At 65.2% G+C, this 21,242-nt stretch carries 17 protein-coding genes; all 17 read left to right on the plus strand.

Annotated elements, in window-relative coordinates; all coding sequences use genetic code 11:
• Positions 1 to 742, plus strand: a 742-nt coding sequence (locus tag JSV65_10685) for a TolC family protein (GenBank protein UCH33058.1), incomplete at its 5' end; no start/stop codon positions are given.
• Entirely contained in the window at positions 739 to 2,022 is a 1,284-nt protein-coding gene (locus tag JSV65_10690) for an aminotransferase class III-fold pyridoxal phosphate-dependent enzyme (protein ID UCH33059.1), read from the plus strand. The genes JSV65_10685 and JSV65_10690, both read left to right, overlap by 4 nt.
• A 43-nt stretch (positions 2,023 to 2,065) precedes the next feature.
• Positions 2,066 to 3,997, plus strand: a complete 1,932-nt coding sequence (locus JSV65_10695; GenBank protein UCH33060.1) for a hypothetical protein — start codon at positions 2,066 to 2,068, stop codon at positions 3,995 to 3,997.
• A 42-nt stretch (positions 3,998 to 4,039) separates the two neighbouring features.
• Positions 4,040 to 5,080 carry an RNA 3'-phosphate cyclase gene (rtcA, locus tag JSV65_10700; GenBank protein ID UCH33061.1) on the plus strand — a complete coding sequence of 347 codons (1,041 nt, stop codon included), beginning with the start codon at positions 4,040 to 4,042 and terminating at the stop codon, positions 5,078 to 5,080.
• 13 nt (positions 5,081 to 5,093) lie between these two features.
• Positions 5,094 to 5,777, plus strand: a complete 684-nt coding sequence (locus JSV65_10705) for a hypothetical protein (GenBank protein UCH33062.1) — start codon at positions 5,094 to 5,096, stop codon at positions 5,775 to 5,777.
• Between the two features lie 79 nt (positions 5,778 to 5,856).
• Positions 5,857 to 6,642 carry a sugar phosphate isomerase/epimerase gene (locus JSV65_10710; GenBank protein ID UCH33063.1) on the plus strand — a complete coding sequence of 262 codons (786 nt, stop codon included), beginning with the start codon at positions 5,857 to 5,859 and terminating at the stop codon, positions 6,640 to 6,642.
• 62 nt (positions 6,643 to 6,704) lie between these two features.
• Complete coding sequence (locus tag JSV65_10715; protein ID UCH33064.1) at positions 6,705 to 7,664, plus strand: Gfo/Idh/MocA family oxidoreductase; 960 nt, start codon at positions 6,705 to 6,707, stop codon at positions 7,662 to 7,664.
• A 666-nt stretch (positions 7,665 to 8,330) separates the two neighbouring features.
• The gene (locus tag JSV65_10720) at positions 8,331 to 9,203 is read left to right on the plus strand and encodes a peptidyl-prolyl cis-trans isomerase (GenBank protein UCH33065.1); all 873 of its coding nucleotides are present in this window, start codon (positions 8,331 to 8,333) and stop codon (positions 9,201 to 9,203) included.
• A 106-nt stretch (positions 9,204 to 9,309) separates the two neighbouring features.
• Positions 9,310 to 10,338: a Gfo/Idh/MocA family oxidoreductase gene (locus tag JSV65_10725; protein UCH33066.1), complete on the plus strand. Its 1,029-nt coding sequence runs from the start codon at positions 9,310 to 9,312 to the stop codon at positions 10,336 to 10,338.
• A 24-nt stretch (positions 10,339 to 10,362) separates the two neighbouring features.
• Positions 10,363 to 11,523 carry a Gfo/Idh/MocA family oxidoreductase gene (locus tag JSV65_10730; GenBank protein ID UCH33067.1) on the plus strand — a complete coding sequence of 387 codons (1,161 nt, stop codon included), beginning with the start codon at positions 10,363 to 10,365 and terminating at the stop codon, positions 11,521 to 11,523.
• Positions 11,524 to 11,589: 66 nt separating this feature from the next.
• Positions 11,590 to 12,750 carry a Gfo/Idh/MocA family oxidoreductase gene (locus JSV65_10735; GenBank protein ID UCH33068.1) on the plus strand — a complete coding sequence of 387 codons (1,161 nt, stop codon included), beginning with the start codon at positions 11,590 to 11,592 and terminating at the stop codon, positions 12,748 to 12,750.
• 198 nt (positions 12,751 to 12,948) lie between these two features.
• Positions 12,949 to 13,911: a sugar phosphate isomerase/epimerase gene (locus JSV65_10740; protein UCH33069.1), complete on the plus strand. Its 963-nt coding sequence runs from the start codon at positions 12,949 to 12,951 to the stop codon at positions 13,909 to 13,911.
• A gap of 888 nt (positions 13,912 to 14,799) precedes the next feature.
• Positions 14,800 to 15,165, plus strand: a complete 366-nt coding sequence (locus JSV65_10745; GenBank protein UCH33070.1) for a hypothetical protein — start codon at positions 14,800 to 14,802, stop codon at positions 15,163 to 15,165.
• 277 nt (positions 15,166 to 15,442) lie between these two features.
• Positions 15,443 to 15,919, plus strand: coding sequence for a hypothetical protein (locus tag JSV65_10750; protein UCH33071.1), 477 nt, complete (start codon positions 15,443 to 15,445; stop codon positions 15,917 to 15,919).
• A 365-nt stretch (positions 15,920 to 16,284) separates the two neighbouring features.
• Positions 16,285 to 17,193 (plus strand): branched-chain-amino-acid transaminase, encoded by a 909-nt coding sequence (gene ilvE / locus JSV65_10755; GenBank protein UCH33072.1) that lies wholly within the window; start codon positions 16,285 to 16,287, stop codon positions 17,191 to 17,193.
• A gap of 44 nt (positions 17,194 to 17,237) precedes the next feature.
• Positions 17,238 to 19,745, plus strand: a complete 2,508-nt coding sequence (locus JSV65_10760) for an ATP-dependent Clp protease ATP-binding subunit (GenBank protein ID UCH33073.1) — start codon at positions 17,238 to 17,240, stop codon at positions 19,743 to 19,745.
• 108 nt (positions 19,746 to 19,853) lie between these two features.
• The gene (radA, locus tag JSV65_10765) at positions 19,854 to 21,236 is read left to right on the plus strand and encodes a DNA repair protein RadA (protein UCH33074.1); all 1,383 of its coding nucleotides are present in this window, start codon (positions 19,854 to 19,856) and stop codon (positions 21,234 to 21,236) included.
• Positions 21,237 to 21,242 lie beyond the last annotated feature (6 nt).

Below are 21,242 nucleotides of genomic sequence, written 5' to 3' on the forward strand. Positions count from 1 at the left end.
CATCCAGGCGCGCAACGGCCTCGATCTCTCGCGCGCAGCACTCAACAACGCGATGGGCGTGCCGCAGGATCGCGAGTATGATCTGGCCACGTCGTTCGTCAAGCCGTTGGCGGAAGTCGATGACCTGGCGGCGCTGGTGGCGCAGGCCGAACAGGCGCGGCCCGAGACGCGCCAGGTGGAGGCGCAGATCGCGGCCGCGGGCGCGGCGGCCGACCTCGCGCGGAGCGCAAAGCACCCGACGCTCGGCGTGGGGTGGGTGTATAATCGTGTGCTCGATATGAGCGCGTTTCAGGTCAGCAACTGGACGCTCGCCCTGCAGGCGGCAATCACCATCTTCGATGGGAAGCAGACGAGCGCGGCGGTGGCGCGCGCCCGACGCGAGCAGGACAGCGCGCGCGCACTGCTGGAGCAACTGCGACAGGGCATCGCACTTGAGGTGCGCCAGGCATATCTCAGTCTCGGGTCCGCGCGCGAGCGCATCGCCGCCGCCGCGAAAGGGGTGGAGCAAGCCGAGGAGGCCTACCGCATTGCCACCGTGCGCTACGACGCCGGGGTCAGCATCAGCGTCGAGGTGATAGACGCGGAGGTCGCCCTCAGCAGCGCGCGCAATCAGTACGCGCACGCGGTATACGACTACAACGTCGGGCTCGCCCAACTCGAGTACGCTGTGGGTGCGACGCAGCCCGGCGAGCAGCAGTCCGCGGCCGCGCCGATTCTGCGCATGGAGCAACCTGCGTCATGAGCACCACGGATCGTCGCGACGCTCCGCCGTCCGCGGCAGAGGTCTTAGAGCAGTACCGCGATTACTACAACCCTGGGTGGGCGGCGCTCGTCAAGTTCATGGGGTTCGACACGGTGGAGGATTCCGCGCGCGGCGTCGTTGTTCGCGACCGCGACGGCAACGAGTACATAGACTGCCTCGGGGGCTTCGGCGCGCTGTCCCTCGGGCACTGCCACCCGAAGGTGGTGGCCGCGGTGCGCGAGCAACTCGAGCGCATGCCGCTGACATCGAAGATACTGCTGAGCGCGCCGCTCGCCGCCCTGTGCCGGCGGCTGGCCGACGTGACACCGGGCGATCTCCAGTATTCGTTCATCTGCAATAGCGGCGCGGAGGCGGTGGAAGGCGCGCTCAAGCTGGCGCGCCTGGCGACGGGGCGCACGGGGATCGTCGGCGCTCTCAACGGCTTCCACGGCAAGACCTTCGGCGCCCTCAGCGCGTCGGGCAGGGATATCTATCGCAAGCCCTTCGAGCCGCTGGTGCCCGGCTTCTCGCACGTGCCCTTCGGCGACGCAGATGCTATGAGGCGGGCGGTTACGCCGGACACGGCGGCGGTGATCCTCGAACCCATCCAGGGCGAGGCCGGGGTCATCATACCTCCGGACGACTACCTGCCCGCGGTGCGGGACATCTGCGACGACGCCGGGGCGCTGCTCATACTGGATGAAGTGCAGACCGGGTTTGGGCGCACGGGGGCCCTCTTTGCGTGCCAGCACTACGACGTCGTGCCCGACATCATGACGCTCGCCAAATCCCTTGGAGGTGGGGTCATGCCGGTGGGCGCGTTCACGGCGCGGCCGCATCTGTGGGAGGCGTTTCGCGAGAACCCGATCCTGCACAGCACCACGTTCGGCGGCAATCCCCTGGCGTGCGCGGCGGGGTGCGCCGCGATCGACGCGGTGCTCGAGGAGCGACTGCCCGAGCGCGCGCTGGAGTTAGGCGCCGGGGCCCTGGGCAGGCTGGCCGATCTCCGGCGGCGTTTTCCCGCGGCGATCGCGGAAGTCCGGGGCAGGGGCTTGCTGATCGGCATCGAATTCGCGCACGAGGATATCGCGGGACTCGTGATCGCCGGTCTGGCGCAGCGCAGAATCATCGCCGCCTATACCATCAACAATCCGCGCGTTATTCGCCTGGAACCCCCGCTGGTCATTGACGCCGAAACGCTGAACCGAGTCATTGATTCGATGAGCGAGGCAATAGAGCACGCGGTCGGTCTGCTGGAAGACGTGCCGTCCGGAGAGTGAGCGCGGCGGATCCCGGTTTCGAGCCCGTCCGTAGAGACAGAACATGACCTTCAGAGCCGTCTTCGTAGGCCTGATATGCGTCGCCATCTTGTGCGTCGTTACCCCGTACACCGACCTGGTCATGCAGGGATCGGGTATCGTCGCCAATCACCTGCCGATCGGCGTCACGTTCATCTTCCTCGTCCTCGTCTTCTTCATCAACACCGTGCTGCGCTGGCTCGGCCGGCGCTGGGCATTCACCCGGGCGGAGCTGATCCTGATCCTGATCATGATGCTGGTCGCCAGCTCCATCCCCGGCACGGGGTACGCCTTGCTCGCGCTGTCCGTGCCGGGGGGGCTGCACTACTATGCGACCGAGGAGAACAAGTGGGCATCGCGGTTCATTGACCCCTACGTGCCGTCCACGCTCGTCCCCCCGGACGGCCCGGCTGTGAAGTGGTTCTACGAAGGGCTGCCCCCCGGGGGATCGGTCCCATGGGCGGCATGGGCGCAGCCGATACTGTGGTGGAGCACATATGCGTTCCTGTTCTGGTTCGCCTACTTCTGCCTTAGCGTGATCCTCCGCCGCCAGTGGATCGAGCACGAGCGCTTGGTGTTTCCGCTTGCCCAGGTACCGCTCGAGATCGTCGGGGATGATCCGTTCCCGTCGGCGCTGAGCGCCTTCTTCCGCGACAAGCTGATGTGGGTCGGGTTTCTCGCCGTCTTCCTGCTCCATACGAGCAACAGCCTGTACTTGTACTACGGCCTCTTCCCATACGCTCGGCTGACCAGCATCCCTCTCGGCGCCGGTCTTACCGTACGGCCGTGGGATGCCCTGAAGGACGAGATGCTGTACATCTATCCGTCCATGGTCGGCATCGCGTTTCTCATCAGCACCGAGGTGGCGGCGAGCCTGTGGTTCTTCTTCCTCTTCAACCGCTTCCAAGCGGTCGTCATCCGCGCCTATGGACTGGGCGAGCCGGGCTCGGGCAGCGGGTTCAACTCGACCGTGTTCTTCCGCGGACAGGAGGCGGGCGCGTTCATCGCAGTCGCGGTCTTCCTCTTCTGGGGCGCGCGCAAACAGCTCGTGGCCACGCTGCGCCAGTCACTGCGGGGCCAAAGCGACCCGACCGAACCGATACCGGTGCACTTGGCGCTGATCGGATTCGTCGTCGCCACCATGGCCCTCGCCATGTGGGGCATCGGCTTCGGGCAGAACTGGTGGGCCGCGCTCGTCATCATCATGCTCTTCTACACCGTGGCGCTGGGCCTGACGCGGCTCGTCAGCGCCGGCGGCTGCATGTACGTGGAATGCTCGTACCTCCCCCAGGACGTGACCAACAACTTCCTCGGCACTCGAGGGCTGGGCTACCGCAATCTCACTATTCTGGCATTCCAGCAGCGCATGTTCATGTTCAACCAGGAGGTCACGTGGTGGCCATACCTCATGAACAGCCTCAAGATGGGCCATGCGGTTAACCTGCGGGGCAGCCACGTCGCCGTTGCCGTCGCCATGTCCATGGTGTTCGCGGTAGGCTTGTCCTACTACACGGCGATGCACATTATCTACCATTACGGCGGGGTAACGCTCGAGAAGGGAACCATGACGGATGCGCCGACGTGGGCGTTCAACAAGGTCAACTCCTTCTTCGACTCCCCCCTCAAGCCCAGTTCACTTGGGATCGGCTCCACCTTCGTCGGCGTCGGCCTGATGCTGGTCATGCTGTTCATGAACCGCAACTTCCTGTGGTGGCGCCTCAATCCCCTCGGCTACCTCATGGGCAGCACCGGTACCCTGCGCCACATCTGGTTCTCGGTGCTGATCGGATGGATCGCGAGCACCTTCGTGCTTAGATACGGCGGCCTGCGCATCTATCGCAAGCTCCGCCCGATGTTCGTCGGGTTGATTCTCGGCGAGTTCGCGGCTGCGGCTGTCTGGCTCATCATAGACTACTTCACTGGCATGCGGCTGCATAACATCTTCCCGAATCCGTAACGCCGGCGCGCACGCCCGCGGCGGCTCGCGACTTCCACGACTATGCTCACGATAGACGGAGCCGAGGGCGGCGGCCAGATCCTGCGCACGGCGGTGAGCTACTCCGCCGTCAGCGGGCGCCCGGTCAGAATCGTCAATATCCGTGGCGCTCGTCCCAAGCCCGGCCTTCGGCCACAGCACCTGCTCGCGGTCAATGCCGCCGCGGAACTCTGCGGCGCGCGCGTCACCGGCGCGGATAAGGGCTCGACGGAAATCGAGTTCACCCCCGGCCGGATCGCGCCGCCGGCGACGTGGCGGCTGGACGTCGGCACGGCCGGCAGCGTGATGCTCATCCTCCAGGCGCTGCTGCCGTGTTTGGCTCTCGCCGACAAGCCGGTTGAGTTGAGCATAGTCGGCGGCACCAATAATCCCTGGGCGCCTGCGTTTGAGTACTTGCGCTGGGTATTGCTGCCGACGCTTGAGCGCATGGGCTTCCGCGCCGGGGCGGAGTTGGACCGTCGCGGTTTCTATCCCAAGGGCGGGGGAGAGGTGCGAGTGACGACGCAGCCGGGCGCGCGTATCAGGCCAATCGTGCTGCGCGCGCGAGGGGCTCTTCGGCGGATGTGGGGGATCAGCTACAGCTCGAACCTCCCGGAGCACATCGCGCAGCGCATGGCGGGCGCCTGTCGCGACCGGCTCGAGCGCGACGGGTTCGTCTGCGACGAGTTCGACCTAGACACGGCAACGCCGGGACCCGGGCCCGGCTGCGGCGTCATTGCATTTGCCGAGTTTGAGCATTCCGTCATCGCCGGCGATGCGTTGGGTGAGCGGGGCAAGCCTGCGGAGAAAGTCGGGCGCGAAGCGGCGCAGGCGTTGCTTCGCGAATTGCAGTCGGGCGCCGCCGTGGACGCGCACCTGGGCGACCAACTCGTGCCGTGGGCGGCGCTCGCGGACGGAGAGAGCGTATACCACGCCGCCCGGAGAACCGACCATCTCACCTCAGCCGCCGCGGTGGCGGAGCAAGTCATCGGCGCACGGTTCGAGATCCTCGGCGACGAGCCGGCTGAGGTGCGGTGCGCCGGAGTCGCGTGCGCGGCGACGTAAGTGAGAGACACACATGCTGAAGCTCGAGCAGGTAACATTCCCGAGCCGTGCACACGAGGTGGGCTCACTCCGCGGCGTACTGCATCTGCCGGACGAGACTCCGATTGCCGGCGTGGTGATCTGCCACCCCTATCCACCGACCTCCAACATGGATCGACCTGTGGAGGTTGCGGTGGCGCAGACGCTGTGCGCCCGCGGCGTGGCGGCGCTGCGATTCAACTTCCACAGCGTGGGCCAAGCGGAGGTGGATCTCCAGCGCGGCCCGTCGGAGCTGCTCGACGTCGGCGGAGCGATTGACTACTTCGATGCCATGAACGTGATAGCGGGTGGGCCGCTCTACCTCTGCGGGCGCTCGTTCGGCGCCTCGATGGCGCTGCATTGGGGCGTGAACGACAAGCGCGTCGCAGGCATCGTGGCCATTTCCACGCCGCTGGACTGGGCCGACGAACAGGTCATTCCCCGCGAGGCGCTCATGCACTATGCTCGGCCGAAGCTCCTGATCGTGGGCGACCGCGATCATCTCTGCTCAGTCGCGTCCCTGCGTCGCCTGATGGAGGCTCTGCCGGAGCCCAAGGAATCATACGTCCTGCCCAATGCGGATCATTACCTCTCCGCGCGCCCGGAGGAAGTGGCCGAGGTGGCGGCCGATGCGCTTGTGCGCTGGGCGAAAAACCGTCCGCCGCGCGCCGCTGGGTGAAGGATTGCGTTGGCGCCCAGAGAAATGTCCGTTCGCGCGACTCGACGGCGATTACCCCATCTCAACGGAGGAGCGTGTCATGAAGCTGGCATGTCAAGAGAATCTGGTACCCGGCGAGAGCTTGAGCGAGAAGCTGGCCAAGCTGGAGGATTGGGGCTACGAGGGCGTGGAGTTCCAAGGCCGGAACCTACGCGAGCGTGTAGCCGAGGTCAAGCGCTCGCTCAAGGGGCGCAAGGTCAAGCCGGCCAGCATCTGCGCCGGCTATCGCGGGTGCCTGCTCGATTCCAACCCCGCCGAACGAGACCTCGCGATGAACGACATCAAGGAACTGCTTGTCGTCGGGGGCGACATCGGCGTCGTGGGCCTCATCGTCGTGCCCATCTTCGGGCCGCCGCGCCTGCCTGACGCCAGTCCGCTGTTCGACGCGCGCGAGTTCCAGCGCAAGATATTCATGGCGCAGCTTAAGGAACTCGCCGAGACGGCGGAGAAGGCCAAGTGCGCGGTGCTCGTGGAGCCCCTGAACCGCTACGAGACACACTGGATCAACCGCCTCGACCAGGCGGTTGCGATGGTGCGGCGCATCGGCAGCGACTACGTGAAGATCATGGCCGACTTCTTCCACATGAACATCGAGGAGGCCGATATCCCGGCGAGCATCAAGAAGGCGGGCAAGTACATCGCCCACATCCATCTCGCCGACAGCAACCGCGTCCTGCCCGGCCTCGGGCATACCGACTTCAAGGCAGGGTTCGCGGCGCTGAAAGGCGTGGGCTTCAAGCACTTCATGGCGCTGGAATGCGGCGTACCCGGCGACCCGGCGGTGCTCTTGCCCAAGGCGGCGGAATACCTCAGGGGATGCATGTGATGGAGCTGTGACCCGTCGCGCGAGGGCGACTCGGCCGCACGGCCCAGCAGAGGAGTAAAGGCATGGCAGTTCGCGTCGGTTTTGTCGGTGTGGGCGGGATCGCTCGCGCCCACATCAAGACTCTGGCGGCGATGGACGATGTGACGCTGGCCGCCTTCTGCGATGTGCAGAAGGATCGCGCCGACGGCGCGGCGGGCGAACACAAGGGCAGCGCATACACGGACTACCGCGACATGCTGGAGCGCGAGGATCTCCAGGCGCTGTACGTCTGCGTCCCGCCCGGCTTCCACGAGGACGCCGAGATCATCGCGGCGGGGAAAGGCATCCACCTCTTCATCGAGAAGCCGGTTGCCGCGACGCTCGAGACGGCGCGCGAGATCGAGGCCGCGATCAACAGGGCCGGCGTCATCAGCTCCGTTGGGTACCACTGGCGCTACCAGGATTCGACGGCGGCCGCACGAGAGAAGCTCGCGGGTCGCACCGTCGGCATGGTACTCGGCTACTGGATGGGAGGCCTGCCGGGCGTTCCCTGGTGGCGGGTGATGGCACAGTCCGCCGGGCAGATGGTCGAGCAGACGACCCACATCTTCGACCTCGCGCGCTACCTGGTCGGCAACGCGCGGCGCGTCTTCTCCCTGCAGGCGCTGCGCACGATGACGGATGTGCCGAATAACGATGTCCCGGATTTCGGAACGGCTGTGGTCGAGTTTGAGAACGGCGTGATCGGCACGTTCTCGAACACCTGCGCGCTCGATTTCGGCTATACCGTCGGTCTCCACATCGTCTGCCGCAACATGGTGATCGAGGTCGGCGCACGGATCATCGAGTCCGGCGATGCCCAGCCGATGGAGAACAGGACGAATCCGAACGTCGCGGAGAACCGCGCGTTCATTGACGCCGTGAAGTCGGGGAAGCGCGAGGGCGTCCTTTCCGACTACTCCGACGCGGTAAAGACTCTCGCCGTCACCCTGGCCGCGAACCGGTCTGCCGCGACCGGCGAGCCCGTGGAGGTGGAACTCTGACACTGATTGGCGCCGGGGCCGGCGCGAGCGTGAGCCCGGCGCCTCTGTCATCCGAAGCAGTGGGGGGAGAACCGCGGTCAGACTCCCCGCAGGCATGACCGCGAGGAATCGCGATGGATGGCGGCGACGATCAGGCGGCTCCCGAACCGCCTGATCACAGCCGAGGTCGGCTCCGCCACAGAGCACATCCCGGTGACGGCACACGCGCTGAGGTCTGTCACACCGCAGGTATTCTCTCGCTGCTCGCATTGCGCGGCCCCGAATCATCGGGCCTCCGTTCAACCGGCTGGGTGTGCATAAGGTCAGATTCCTCCCGGAAAGCATGGGCGAGGACGCTTTTCGCCGTTTCGGCGGCTGATAGGGTATCGGCCGCGTGCCTGTGGCTTCCCGACGCACGACTCCATCTCGGATACACTCGCGCCCACTCCATCGCTGGTCAGGTGCCGAAAAGACGCGTTTTCTGCGAAAAAGCCCAGTTGCGTGTCACCGCGCGTGTTGCCAAGAGGTTTTGCGGGCGAGCCTGACGAATAGGAGGGCAGCCGCCAACCTAGCGCTGCACTTGCCGGCATGAGGCCAGAAGCCGTGGGGTAACGAGGTCGCTGGGGCGGTGGATCAAGTTGAGTAAGGCGTGACGCGCAACAACGCGCGGAGAAGGAGTTGTGTCTCATGCGGCCCGTGTGGCAACTCGCGTTCGCACTAGGACTGGCCTTGCTGGCGGCCATGCCGGCCGCGTCTCAAGATCCCCTGGCGGTGGTCAACGGCGAGGGCATCACGCGGGACGCGCTGGTGCATCGTCTCATTGATCTGGGGACGGCAGGACAGGCCCAGCTCGAAGAGATGATTAACGAGGCGTTGCTGTTTCAGGCGGCTCAGGAGAAAGGCATAACGGCCTCCGACGAGGAGATTGACGCGCGCGCCGCCGGGATCGAAGAGAAGCTCGCCTCCGAGGAACGCTTCAAGGCGTACTTGGCGGATCAAGGCGTCACGCACGAGGGCTTTCGGCACAAGCTGCGTGTCAAGTTGCTGGTCGAGAAGCTGTTGAGTGAAAAGGCGACGGTCACCGACGAAGAGGTCAAGAACGCATACGACGAAAACAAGGCGTCGTTCGAAGCGCCGGAGACGGCGACGCTGCGAATGATACTGACGAAGACCAAGGAGCAGGCTGACGAGGCGATGAAACGGCTCGATGCGGGTGAGAACTTCGCCGACGTCGCCAAGGAATTGTCGATAAACGCCTTCACGGCCGAGCGAGGCGGCCTGATGCTGCGCCCGGTGTCGCGAGCGAATCTGCGGTCACCGGCACTGGTCGAGGCGGCATTCACGACCGAAGTGGGCAAGTACGCCCAGCCCGTAGAGACGCCCGACGGCTACTATATCTTCAAGGTCGAGGCGCGCACCGCCGCGACGAGCAAGAGCTTCGATGACGTCAAGGAAGCGATCCGGGCGGAACTTCAGGAGATGAAGCTTCAGAGCGCTTGGGTCGCGTGGCTCGAGGACGCCCGCAAGCAGGCGTCCATCGAGCGCAAGTGGCAGCCCTAGCCACGCCCACGGCTAGCAGCCTGAACAGGTTCGGCTCCGGGGGGAAGGAGTCGGGCCTTCCCATATTCGGGCCGCCATTGTTGCGGCCGCGTTGAAGGAGGGTGCGATGGCCAAGGCAAAGGGAGCGGTTAGGGCGGCCGTGGTCGGCGCCGGCCAGATGGGCGCGGGCTTTCATGCGGAATGCCTATCCCACACGCGGAAGTTCGAACTCACCGCCATTTGTGACACCAACGACGCGCTGCTCGCGAAAGCCAAGCGCAAGTTTAGGGTCGATGTGTACTCCTCGCTGGAGGAGCTCCTCGCGCGCGGCGAAGCCGACCTCGTAGTGGTCGCGACGCCGACGGTGCATCACACCGAACAGGCGATACAGGCGCTGCGGGCGGGTAAACACGTCGTTGTCGAAGCGCCGATGTGCCTGACCGTGCGGGACGCAGACGCGATGCTCGAGGCGTCGAGGCAGCGTCGTCGGATGCTCACCGTCTGCCACAGCCACCGCTGGGACTCCGACTTCATCACGCTGCGCAAGACGATAGAGGGCGGCAAGCTCGGGACCGTGTTCGCCGTCCAACGTCGAGCGTACGTCGAGGGCTCGGCGTGGGCGACCTCGGCCGTCGGCAGGTCCAAGCAGCCCGCGTGGCGACTGAAGCGGGCTTACGGCGGCGGCATCGGCTATGACTGGGGCTATCATCTCATTGACGAAGTGCTGCAACTGGTGCCGAGCGAGCCGGAGGTGATCTTCGGCGACGCGCAGGCGCGAGAGGTGGCGAAGGAGGTTGACGACCACTTCACGTGTGCGGTGCGCTTCCGCAATCGCGCGCTGGCGGTCGTCGAGGCCAGCGCCTGCATGCGTATGCCCGGCGGCGCGTGGCTCGTCGCGGGGACGAAAGGGACGATCCAGGGCGACGAGAAGAGGCTCAAAGGGAAGACGGGCACCGGCGCGCGGCGGAAGGACTTGACATTGCGCATGATGAAGGGTGACGCGTCCGATTTCTACGCGAATCTGCACAAGGCGCTGACCGCAGGCGAGGACCTCGAGGTAACCGGCGCGCAGGCGCGCCAGGTCGTGCTGATCGCCGAGGCGGCGTACCGCTCGAGCCGAATCGGATGCGCCGTGCGACTCACCGGTTTCGAATAGGATCGTTGGTGTGGAGGAAGTGGCATGAAGACGGTTAGGGCAGGCATCATCGGCACCGGCTTCGTCGGGCCGATGCACGTCGAGGCGGCACGGCGGCTCGGCTTCGTTGAGATGGTGGCGCTTGCGGAGGTGGACGCCGAAACCGCGCAGGCGAAGGCCGAGCAACTCTCCATCCCGACCGCGTACGGCGACTACCGGGAGTTGCTCGGTAATCCGGAGATCGAGATCGTGCACATCTGCACGCCGAACACGGGCCACTATCCGATGGCAAAGGAGGCGATCGCCGCCGGGAAGAACCTCATCGTTGAGAAGCCGCTCGCGATGAACTCGCGCGAGTCGCGCGAGTTGGTGAAGCTCGCGCGCGACGCCAAGTGCGTCGCGGCAGTGGATTTCAATTACCGCTTCTATCCCTTGAATCAGCACGCGCGCGCCATGGTGCAGAACGATGAGGTGGGCGCGGTCTATGTGGTTCACGGATCCTACCTCCAGGACTGGCTGTACCTGGAGACCGACTACAATTGGCGCATCGAGCCCGACCTCGGCGGGGAAAGCCGCGCCGTCGCCGATGTCGGCAGCCACTGGTGCGACCTGATCCAGTTCATCATCGGGCAGAAGATAACGTCGGTCTACGCCGACCTCGCGGTCATCCACCAGACGCGGATGAAACCGAAACGCGCAATCGAAACCTACGCCGGGAAGGAACTGAAACCCGAGGACTTCGAGCCTGTGCCCATCTCCACCGAGGACTACGGCACGGTGCTGGTGAAGTTCGGCGGCGGCGCGCGCGGCGTGTTTACCGTGTGCCAGGTGGCGGCAGGGCGGAAGAACCGGCTGTACTACGAGATAGACGGCAGCAAGTGCGCGCTGGCATACGACCAGGAGGACCCGGAGCGGCTATGGATCGGTCACCGCGAGCGCCCGAACGAAGTCCTCATGCGCGACCCGTCCCTGCTCGCGCCGGAGGCGCGGAAGTACATGCACACCCCGGGCGGACACCCCGAGGGCTACCCCGACGGGCTGAAGAACTTCCTGCGCAACGTCTATACGTACTACGCCGAAGGCAAGCGCCCGGCCCGCGACGCGCCCGACTTCCCGACCTTCGAGGACGGGCACAACGAGATCGTCATGGTCGAGGCGGTGATCGAGAGCAGCAAGCAGAACGCGTGGGTTGACGTCAAGTACTAGCGCGCATTCCAGCTGCGACGGGGCGGCTGCCCCCCGGCTGCCGGGAATTCCGATAGGAGGAGCGGCATGGCACGCAAGCAACTCAACGTAGGTCTGATCGGCTACAAGTTCATGGGCATCGCCCACTCCAATGCGTACCGTCAGGTCGGGCGCTTCTTCGATTTGCCGGTCGAAGTGGTGATGAAGGCAATCTGCGGGCGCAATGCGCGCGGCGTAAGAGCCGCCGCCCGCAAGCTCGGCTGGCAGGGCTACGAGACCGACTACAATAAGTTGCTCAAGCGCCCGGACATTGATCTCGTTGACATCACTGCGGCCAACAACATGCACGCCGAGATGGCCATCGCCGCGGCGAAGGCTGGCAAGCACGTGTTCTGCGAGAAACCGCTCGCGATGGACGTGGCGCAGGCGCGCCGCATGGTCAAGGCGGTTAGGGATGCGCGCGTTAGGCACGCGATCTGTTTCAACTATCGCGGCGCGCCGGCAGTCGCTCTCGCCAAGCAGATCATAGATGAAGGACGCATCGGGCAGATCTTCCACTGGCGCGGCCAGTACCTGCAGGATTGGATCATTGATCCCAAGTTCCCGCTCGTGTGGCGGCTGCAAAAGGAGGTTGCCGGCTCCGGCGCCCACGGCGACCTCATCGCGCACCTCATTGACATCGCCCATTTCCTCGTCGGCAATATCGCCGAGGTCGTCGGCGATATGAGGACGTTCGTCAAGCAGCGCCCCGTCATGAAGGAGACCGCCGGTGGCCTCGCCGCCCGCGCCGCGAAGGGCAAGGGCAGAGTCACGGTGGACGACGCCAGCGTCTTCCTGGCGCGCTTCACGAACGGCGCGATGGGGACGTTCGAGGCGACGCGATTCGCCGCCGGGCACAAGAACTACAACTTCTTCGAGATCAACGGCAGCAAGGGCAGCCTGCGCTTCTGCTTCGAGCGCATGAACGAGCTGGAATTCTACGATCGCGACGACCCGGATCATCTGCAGGGCTTCCGCGTCGTCCAGGCGACGGACTCGAAGCACCCGTATGTCGCCGCCTGGTGGCCGCCCGGGCACATCATCGGCTACGAGCACACGTTCATCCACACCGTCTATAACGTGATCACCGCCATCGCCGCCAACAAGATGCCGAGCCCGAACTTCAACGACGGGCTCAAATGCCAGGCGGTGCTCGAGGCCGCGGCCAAGTCGGTGAAGACCGGCACATGGCAGAAGGTGCGAGCGTAGGACACGCCAGACCGCTTTCGCGGAGGGCCGGCCTGAGCCGGCCCTTGCGCTTCTGGGATGGCGCGGCGCGAGCCCTGCCGTGGGCTCTGCCACCGCCGTGCGAGCGACAGGGAAGGATTATCGGCTCTGCGGCGAAATAGGTGACCGACGACGCCATCAAAGGACGGCACAGCTAACGAACGAGGAGGTACGGCTACCATGAAGATCGGCGTGTTCACCGCACTGTTCGCCCAGCAGCCGTTGGAGCAGGCGCTGGATTACATCGCGGCCTCGGGAGTCGAGGCGGTCGAGATCGGGACGGGCAACTACCCGGGGAATCCCCACTGCGACGCCAAGGCGCTGCTCAGCAGCGCGGCCAAGCGCAAGGAATTCCTCAATGCGATCGAGAGTCGCGGCCTCATGTTGAGCGCGCTGTCGTGCCACGGCAACCCGCTGCATCCCGGCAAGCGCTTCGCCAGGGAAAACCATGAGGTGCATCGGATGACAGTGCAGCTCGCAGAGAAGCTCGGCGTGGAGCGCGTCATCAACTTCTCCGGCTGTCCCGGGGACAGCGAGCGCGCCAAGTACCCGAACTGGGTCACCTGCCCGTGGCCGCCGGACTTCAGCGAGATCGTCGAGTGGCAGTGGAAACAGAAGGTGATCCCGTACTGGAAGGCGGAAGCGGCGTACGCCCAGAAGCGCGGCATCAAGCTGTGCTTCGAGATGCACCCCGGGTTCGTCGTCTATAACCCCGAGACGTTGCTGCGCCTGCGTGAGGCCTGCGGCAAGAACATCGGCGCCAACTTCGACCCCAGTCACCTGTTCTGGCAGGGCATTGATCCGACGGCGGCGATCCGCATGCTCAAGGACTGCATCTTCCACGTCCACGCCAAGGACACGCACATCTACGACTGGAACACCAAGGTCAACGGCGTGCTCGACACCAAGGCCTACTCCGACGAGATCAACCGCTCCTGGATCTTTCGCACCGTGGGCTACGGCAACGGCTTCGACGTGTGGAAGGACATGGTCAGTCACCTGCGCATGGTCGGCTACGATTACGTGCTCAGCATCGAGCACGAGGACAGCCTGATGAGCGTCAATGAGGGCTTCCAGAAGGCCGTGACATTCCTCAAGCAGGTGGTGGTTACCGAGTCCCCGGCGGAGATGTGGTGGGCGTAATCCGCTGCTGGCAATTCCGGAACGCGACCGTACGGGCCGTCCTTCGGGGCGGCCCGCGTGTTATTCCGCGCGTGCTCCGTTTTTCTGGGCGCGACTTCTGCAGATGCCGCAAGATGTAGGGCGAGCATGCCTGTGCCCGCCGGCAACCCCTCTCCCTTCCAGGGACTTGTGCGCCGGTGGCGCAGAGGCCGGGTGAGGGTAACACGCCTCGGTCGCTCACCTGCATCCCCCGCTCTTGGGTGCCGCCTCGCAGAGGCCGCGATGCACTGATGGAACCGCAGAGAACACGGAGCACGCAGAGAAGACCCCCGGCGCGCGGCTTCGGCCCTATGGAGTGCGGCGATTCATCGCCGCTTTTCGCCCCGGCTTCGCGCCGCCTCTGCCGTTGACATCCTCCCGCCGGAGTGGTACAAACTCGATGGCCCAGTCGTGATCGTACGCTGACTGCGGGGGAACACCAGACGTGAGACCCTGCTGCCGAGAGGCCGCACTCATACCGCCGCAGGCTCACCCTGCGGGCGAGCACATCGCCGTCACCCCACCAGCCCGCGCGCTCCTCGCGCCTGCGGGCCGTTTTCACTTCTCGTCTCTCCGCGCTCGCCGACATTCGCAGTTGCGCGGCATGCATCGCGTAGGGCGAAACGGGTGGCTGTGCCTGACTGCTCCGTCCGCGGCCCCAGAAAAGCCGCGGAAGACGAAAATGGGTGCCTGTCCCCATTCTTGCTAGGATGACCGCGTCAAGTGAAGAGGCGATGGGTCTTATACGGCGTGGCAGCGATGTGTAGCGCCTGTCTCGCGATCACATGGCTTGTCGGCTGCGTGGAGCAACCGGCGGCTCGGCCCGCCAGTGACATCGTGCGAGGGAGACAAGTGCCTTCGGACGGCCTAGTGCTTACGACCTGGGATCACCGTACACTGTCGATACCCATGTTGCTGTACCCGGCGGCACGGATTGACGATTTCGCTGAAGACTCGAAGGGGCTCAGCGTAGATGTGGATATTCTCCTTGCGACTGAGGACGAGCTCTCTCGCGTGGCGAACGCCTATCGCAAGTGGGCTGAGGAGCTGAGTGATGCGGCTGTTGAGGTTGACGAGCGCCCCTGGGGGACATATCTCAGAATCGACCGGGTCCATTCGATCATGATCTTCCGTGGCAACAACACGGATAGGGATATTCGAACCATACGTCTCGTGAACGAAGAAGCGAACGAGACGAAGATAGGCGTCAGCTTCAGACTGAGTCCGGCGGAATAGATATCGGCGGCTCGCGGGTCGCCGTGGGCTGCTCCTCCGATATGTAGCACCGGATGAGGCTTAGACCGGGACGATGATGACCCTCGTTGGGCAGAATCAACTACGGGGACGAGGCCGAAAGCGGACCAGCGCGGAGACGGCTCCGGCGAAAGGGCGACGCGGGACTCCGTCCGGGAAGGGCGGACATAGCTACGCGCCCCTCGCCTTCGCTAGACACCGGGTTCCGGCAAACCCCCTGAGGCTGCAGTGGTTTTGGCTGGCTCTCCTAGGTGTTCTCATGGCCGGGGCGACGGGCTGCCAGCCGGCGGATCGGTGGCCCATACCGCCAGCCCTCAAAGAAACCGCTCGAAAGGGGGGACTGCTGACAGAACTGGCTGGCTACGAGTTTGTGGTGCCCCTATATCTTCCTGCTGGCTCACAGGTTCAATTCATGGATGTGGAGAGCGGCATCCGCGAGAATCAGCTGCAGGTGACTCTGGTCCTTGGCACACCCATGGAACCCAGTGGAGTTGCCCGCGTTATGGCCGACCACCTTTCGGCGACAGCGCAGATGGTCTCGGACGATCCGACCACCACCGTTAAAGCGCCCCCGATCAAGATGATCTTCAAGAGGGGCGAGAACGAGCCGGTGGGACTGAGCGTCAGGATCGGGAAGGCTCCAAGGGAGTTCGAGCCAGAGCGCCTTCAGCTCAGTGCCAGCGGGGAGGAGACGAAGATCGTGTTAGCTGGTTGGCTGGCTGAACAGGGAGAATAGCCAGTATGCGAAGTGAGCAAAGGACGCCGGCCGCTGACCCGGAGCATCATGAGCGTCGTGCCTCGGAGAACTCTCACGAGCAGGCAAACGTGCTTGCCCCCGGAGCCATGATCCCCATCGGTGTCCCACCTCGGCGAACATGCGCACCTCAAGCACCATGAGTGAGACCCCGGCTGCCTCGGCGAGTTACTCGCGCGCTTGTGATCGGACAGGCCGTTTCGCACATCCGTTCACCGCAGCAAAGCCCGACCGTCGGCGACCACGTCACACGCGTGTGCGCATTTTGCTTGTCAGTGAGGGGCAATTATGGTATAGTTACGTAGCTGGCATTATACTTGCGGTCACTCGTACCAAGGAGTGTGGGCTTGGATCGGCTCGTCTACATCGACGGTCGGTTTGTTCCGGCCGCCGAAGCGTCTATTTCGGTCTTCGATCACGGTTTGCTGTACGGGGATGGCGTATTCGAGGGTATCCGGGCGTACAACGGGCGTGTCTTCCGGCTTGACGAGCACCTCAAGCGACTCTACAATGGGGCGAAGGCGATACTGCTCGAAATCCCCCTCTCACTCGACGAGATGCGCGAGGGGGTACTGGAGACCCTGCGGCGCAACCAGCTCTCGGACGCGTACATCCGCCTCGTCGTCACGCGGGGCGTGGGGGATCTCGGCCTCGACCCCAGGAAGTGCCACGGCGGGCCCACGGTCTTCATCATCGCCGATGCCATCGAGCTCTACCCGCCGGAGTTCTACGAACGCGGCCTCGAACTGATCACTGTCGTGACGCGCCGCAATCTGCCGGAGGCGATCAATCCGGCAGTTAAGTCTCTCAACTACCTCAATAACATACTGGCCAAGATCGAGGTGACGCGGGCGGGCCTGCTCGAAGGCCTGATGCTCAACCACGAGGGCTACGTGGCGGAGGCGACCGGCGACAACGTTTTCCTCTACACCGGCGGGCGGTTGGTCACGCCTCCGACTTCGGTGGGGATACTGGAGGGAATCACACGCGCGGCTGTTATTGAACTGGCACGGGAGTTGGGTATACCAATAGTCGAGGAACGTTTTGCCCGGCTGTCCGTCTATACCAGTGATGAGTGTTTCCTGACGGGCACCGCAGCGGAGATCATACCGGTCGTGATGGTGGACGGGCGCAAGATCGGCGAGGGTGTTCCGGGCCCGATCACCAAGCAGTTGATGGAGCGGTTCAGGGCGCTGACGATGAACGAGGGGGTGCCGATAGCGCTCGCGCGTGAGCCGCAGGGACGGCCGGTCTAGGGAATCCTGCTGCGGCAGGTCGTAGATACGGAGGGAAGACGCGGATGTCGGAAGGTGACATCTGGCAGCGGTTTACCGGTCCCGCGACGCGCGTCGTGCAGTACGCGCAGGAGGAGGCCCGGAAACTCGGGGGCAACACGGTGGGCACCGAGCACGTGTTGCTCGGTCTGCTCCGCGAGGGCGACGGCATCGCCGCCCGCGTGCTCGAGCGCTTGGGCGTGAGCCTCGGCCGTGCGCGCAGCGAGATCCACCGCCAGGTCGGGTTCATAGACAACCGCGTCAGCACCGAGGCGCCCAGCAGTTGGAGCCCCAAGGCGCGCCGCGTCCTCGAACTCGCGCTCGAGGAAGCCAGCGAACTGAACCCGCGGCTCGGCCTTCCGAACTACATTGACACTGAGCATATCCTCCTCGGCCTGATCCGGGAAGGGGAGGGGCAGGCGGCGCGCGTCCTGCGCGCGATGGACGTCGACCTCGACCGCGTGCGCCGCGAGGTGGTGAGCCAACTCGGCGGCACACCCGCCCTGGGGCAGCCGCAGCAGCGCGGGCGGTCGAGCACGCCGGTGCTCGACGCCTTCGGGCGCGATCTCACCAAGCTCGCGGTGGAGGACAAGCTGGATCCGGTTATCGGACGGCACCGGGAGATTCAGCGCGTCATCCAGATCCTCAGTCGCCGCACGAAGAATAACCCCTGCCTCATCGGCGAGCCGGGCGTGGGCAAGACCGCGATTGCCGAAGGTCTCGCCCAGCGCATCGTGCAGCGCGATGTCCCGGAGATCCTGTACGACAAGCGCGTGATCGCCCTCGACCTCGCGGGCCTGGTTGCAGGGACGAAGTACCGCGGCGAGTTCGAGGAGCGCATGAAGCGCGTCACCGAGGAAATCCGCAAGAGCGCGGGCGACATCATCCTGTTCATTGACGAGCTGCACACGCTGATCGGGGCCGGCGCGGCGGAGGGCGCGATAGACGCGTCGAACATCCTCAAGCCGGCGTTGTCCCGGGGCGAGCTTCAGTGCATTGGCGCGACGACGCTCAACGAGTACAAGAAATACATCGAGCGCGACCCTGCTCTCGAGCGGCGCTTCCAGCCCATCACCGTCCCTGAGCCGAGCATGGACGAAACGATCGACATCCTCAAGGGCCTGCGCGAGCGCTACGAGACGCACCACAAGGTGCGCATTGCGGACGAGGCGCTGCTGATGGCCGCGCGCTTGTCGCACCGCTACATCACGGACCGGTTCCTGCCGGACAAAGCGATAGACCTCGTGGACGAGGCGTCGTCGCGTGTGCGGCTGCAGTCGAGCCTGGTGCCACCGGAGCTAAAGCAGGTGCGCCAGGAGATGGACGCCGTCGAGCGCGAGCTGCAGCGGGTGGTCAACGTCAGCCCGTTCGAGCGCGACTATGAGCGCGGGTTCCAACTGCGCGACCGCCAGCGCAAGCTCAAAGAGAAGATTCGCATCATGGAGGAGGAGTGGCAGGAGACGCGCTCGGCGGTACCGCGCGTGGTTGACGCGGAGGAGATCGCTCAGGTCGTCGCGAGCTGGACCGGGGTGCCGGTGACCAGGCTCCACGAGGAGGAGACGACGCGCCTGCTCAACATGGAGGAAGGCATTCACCGGCGGATCGTGGGCCAGGACGAGGCGGTGACCGCGGTGGCGAGAGCGGTGCGGCGCGGCCGCGCGGGGCTCAAGGACGCGCAGCGGCCCACGGGGTCGTTCGTCTTCCTCGGGCCGACCGGAGTCGGCAAGACGGAGTTGGCGCGCGCGCTGGCCGAATTCCTGTTCGGCAGCGAGGGCGCGATGATTCGCTTCGATATGTCGGAATACATGGAGCGCTTCAGCGTCTCCCGCCTGGTTGGATCGCCGCCGGGGTATGTCGGCTACGAGGAAGGTGGCCAGCTCACGGAGCAGGTGCGACGGCGGCCGTACTCGGTGGTGCTGCTGGATGAGATCGAGAAGGCGCACCCCGAGGTCTTCAACATCCTGCTTCAGGTCCTGGAAGACGGACGCTTGACCGACTCCCACGGCAAGGTGGCGGACTTCCGCAACGCTGTGGTCATCATGACGTCGAACATCGGCACCAGCTCGGTGGACTTGGGCCAGGCGACGATCGGTTACACCGCGATCGTCGAGGGCGATGAGGAAGGCTCGTACGAGCGCATGAAGCAGGCGGTGCTCGAGAAGGTCAAGCACACGTTCCGGCCCGAGTTCCTCAACCGCGTGGACGAGGTGATAGTGTTCCACGCGCTGTCCACGGATCAGATCAAGAGCATCGTGGATCTGCTGTTGGAGCGGGTCGCCGAGGAGGTGCGCGGGCAGGGCATGAACCTGGTCGTCGAGGACGATGTGAAAGACTTGCTCGCGCGCGAGGGATTCGACCGCGCGTTGGGTGCGCGTCCGCTGCGCCGGGCGATCCAGCGTCGGATTGAGGACCCTCTGGCTGAGGCGATCCTGCAAGGGGATTTCGGGGAGGGCGACGTCGTCGTCGCTCGCCTCGACGAGGGCAAGGTCGTCTTCTCCAAGCAGGACCAGCTTGCTCCCGTCGCTCCTTCATGAGGCAAGCCGGTCACGGCGGGTGTCCGCCCTGCGCCCCCGGTGGTGTCCCGCCCGGGGGCGTTGTCATTTGAGCCGGCGGTTGCCGAGCGCGGGCGCACCGGGGAAGAGATGACGAAGGCCGCGACCATCTACGTTTGCCAGCAGTGCGGCGCCGAGCACCTGCGCTGGATGGGCCGGTGCCGCGACTGCGGCGAGTGGAACGGGTTGGTGGAGCAGAAGATGGAGGCGCCCCCCGCGCGCGGGGCGCCGACGCCGTCCGCGCCGGCGGTGTCAATCGCGGACGTGCCTGCTGCCGATGCGCCTCGGCGGCCGACGGGCATCGGCGAGCTGGACCGCGTTCTCGGCGGGGGGGTGGTGGACGGTTCGCTCGTGCTCATCGGCGGGGAGCCGGGGATCGGGAAGTCCACCCTGGTGCTCCAGGGCGCCCAGGCGTTCGCGGAGCGCCACGGTCGAGTACTCTACGTCTCGGGCGAGGAATCGCTGCTGCAGATGCGGATGCGGGCGCAGCGCATCGGGGCCATGAACTCGGGGCTCATGGTCGCCGCCGAGATCGAGATGGAGCACATCCTGGGCGACATCGAGTCCCTCTCGCCCGCGCTGGTGATCGTGGACTCGGTTCAGACACTGCACGACGGGGAGCTGACCAGCGCGCCGGGCAGTGTGAGCCAGGTCCGCCATTGCGCCGGGCTTCTGATGCGCTGCGGGAAGACGAGCGCGACGCCGATCTTCCTCGTCGGGCACGTGACCAAGGAGGGGGCGATCGCCGGCCCGCGCGTCTTGGAGCACATGGTTGACACGGTGCTCTACCTCGAGGGCGACAGGCACCTCGACTACCGTCTGCTGCGCGCGGTGAAAAATCGGTTCGGCTCGACCAACGAGCTTGGCGTGCTCCAGATGCGCGAGAGCGGGCTGGCCGAGGTCGCCAATCCGTCGGCGGTGTTCCTCAGCGAGCGCCGGGCGGAAGCGCCGGGGTCGGCGGTGATCGCGTGCATGGAGGGCACCCGGCCGCTGCTCGTCGAGCTGCAGGCGCTGGTATCGGCGGCGCCTCCGTTCGGGGCGCCGCGGCGGAGTTCGACCGGGCTCGACCACAATCGCCTGTCTCTGGTACTTGCGGTGCTCGAGAAACGTGCCCGATTAGGGATCTCAACGCAAGATGTGTTCGTCAATATACCAGGGGGAGTGCGGGTTGATGAGCCGGCCGCCGATCTGGGCATGGCAATTGCGATAGCCTCGAACCTGAAGGACCGGCCGGTGCGCGCCGACACGGTGTTCTTCGGCGAGGTCGGGCTATCGGGTGAGATCCGCACCGTCAACCGGTCTGAGGATCGGATGCGAGAGGCCGCGCGGTTGGGATTCCGCCGCTGCGTAGCGCCAGCAGGCGGCGGCCCGCGCGGCGTTGACGACATAGAGCTGGTGCCGGTCGGCGAACTCGGCGAGGCGTTTGAGGCCGGGCTCGCCGCGGCACGTGATTCTGGCGCGGAAGGGAGGTGAGACAGC

The sequence above is a fragment of the Armatimonadota bacterium genome (assembly GCA_020354555.1).
Classification (GTDB): Bacteria; Armatimonadota; Hebobacteria.

Coding starts and splice junctions, on each gene's coding strand:
- JSV65_10690 (UCH33059.1), top strand. CDS start 739: ATGAGCACCACGGATCGTCGCGACGCTCCGCCGTCCGCGGCAGAGGTC.
- JSV65_10695 (UCH33060.1), top strand. CDS start 2,066: ATGACCTTCAGAGCCGTCTTCGTAGGCCTGATATGCGTCGCCATCTTG.
- rtcA (UCH33061.1), top strand. CDS start 4,040: ATGCTCACGATAGACGGAGCCGAGGGCGGCGGCCAGATCCTGCGCACG.
- JSV65_10705 (UCH33062.1), top strand. CDS start 5,094: ATGCTGAAGCTCGAGCAGGTAACATTCCCGAGCCGTGCACACGAGGTG.
- JSV65_10710 (UCH33063.1), top strand. CDS start 5,857: ATGAAGCTGGCATGTCAAGAGAATCTGGTACCCGGCGAGAGCTTGAGC.
- JSV65_10715 (UCH33064.1), top strand. CDS start 6,705: ATGGCAGTTCGCGTCGGTTTTGTCGGTGTGGGCGGGATCGCTCGCGCC.
- JSV65_10720 (UCH33065.1), top strand. CDS start 8,331: ATGCGGCCCGTGTGGCAACTCGCGTTCGCACTAGGACTGGCCTTGCTG.
- JSV65_10725 (UCH33066.1), top strand. CDS start 9,310: ATGGCCAAGGCAAAGGGAGCGGTTAGGGCGGCCGTGGTCGGCGCCGGC.
- JSV65_10730 (UCH33067.1), top strand. CDS start 10,363: ATGAAGACGGTTAGGGCAGGCATCATCGGCACCGGCTTCGTCGGGCCG.
- JSV65_10735 (UCH33068.1), top strand. CDS start 11,590: ATGGCACGCAAGCAACTCAACGTAGGTCTGATCGGCTACAAGTTCATG.
- JSV65_10740 (UCH33069.1), top strand. CDS start 12,949: ATGAAGATCGGCGTGTTCACCGCACTGTTCGCCCAGCAGCCGTTGGAG.
- JSV65_10750 (UCH33071.1), top strand. CDS start 15,443: ATGGCCGGGGCGACGGGCTGCCAGCCGGCGGATCGGTGGCCCATACCG.
- JSV65_10760 (UCH33073.1), top strand. CDS start 17,238: ATGTCGGAAGGTGACATCTGGCAGCGGTTTACCGGTCCCGCGACGCGC.
- radA (UCH33074.1), top strand. CDS start 19,854: ATGACGAAGGCCGCGACCATCTACGTTTGCCAGCAGTGCGGCGCCGAG.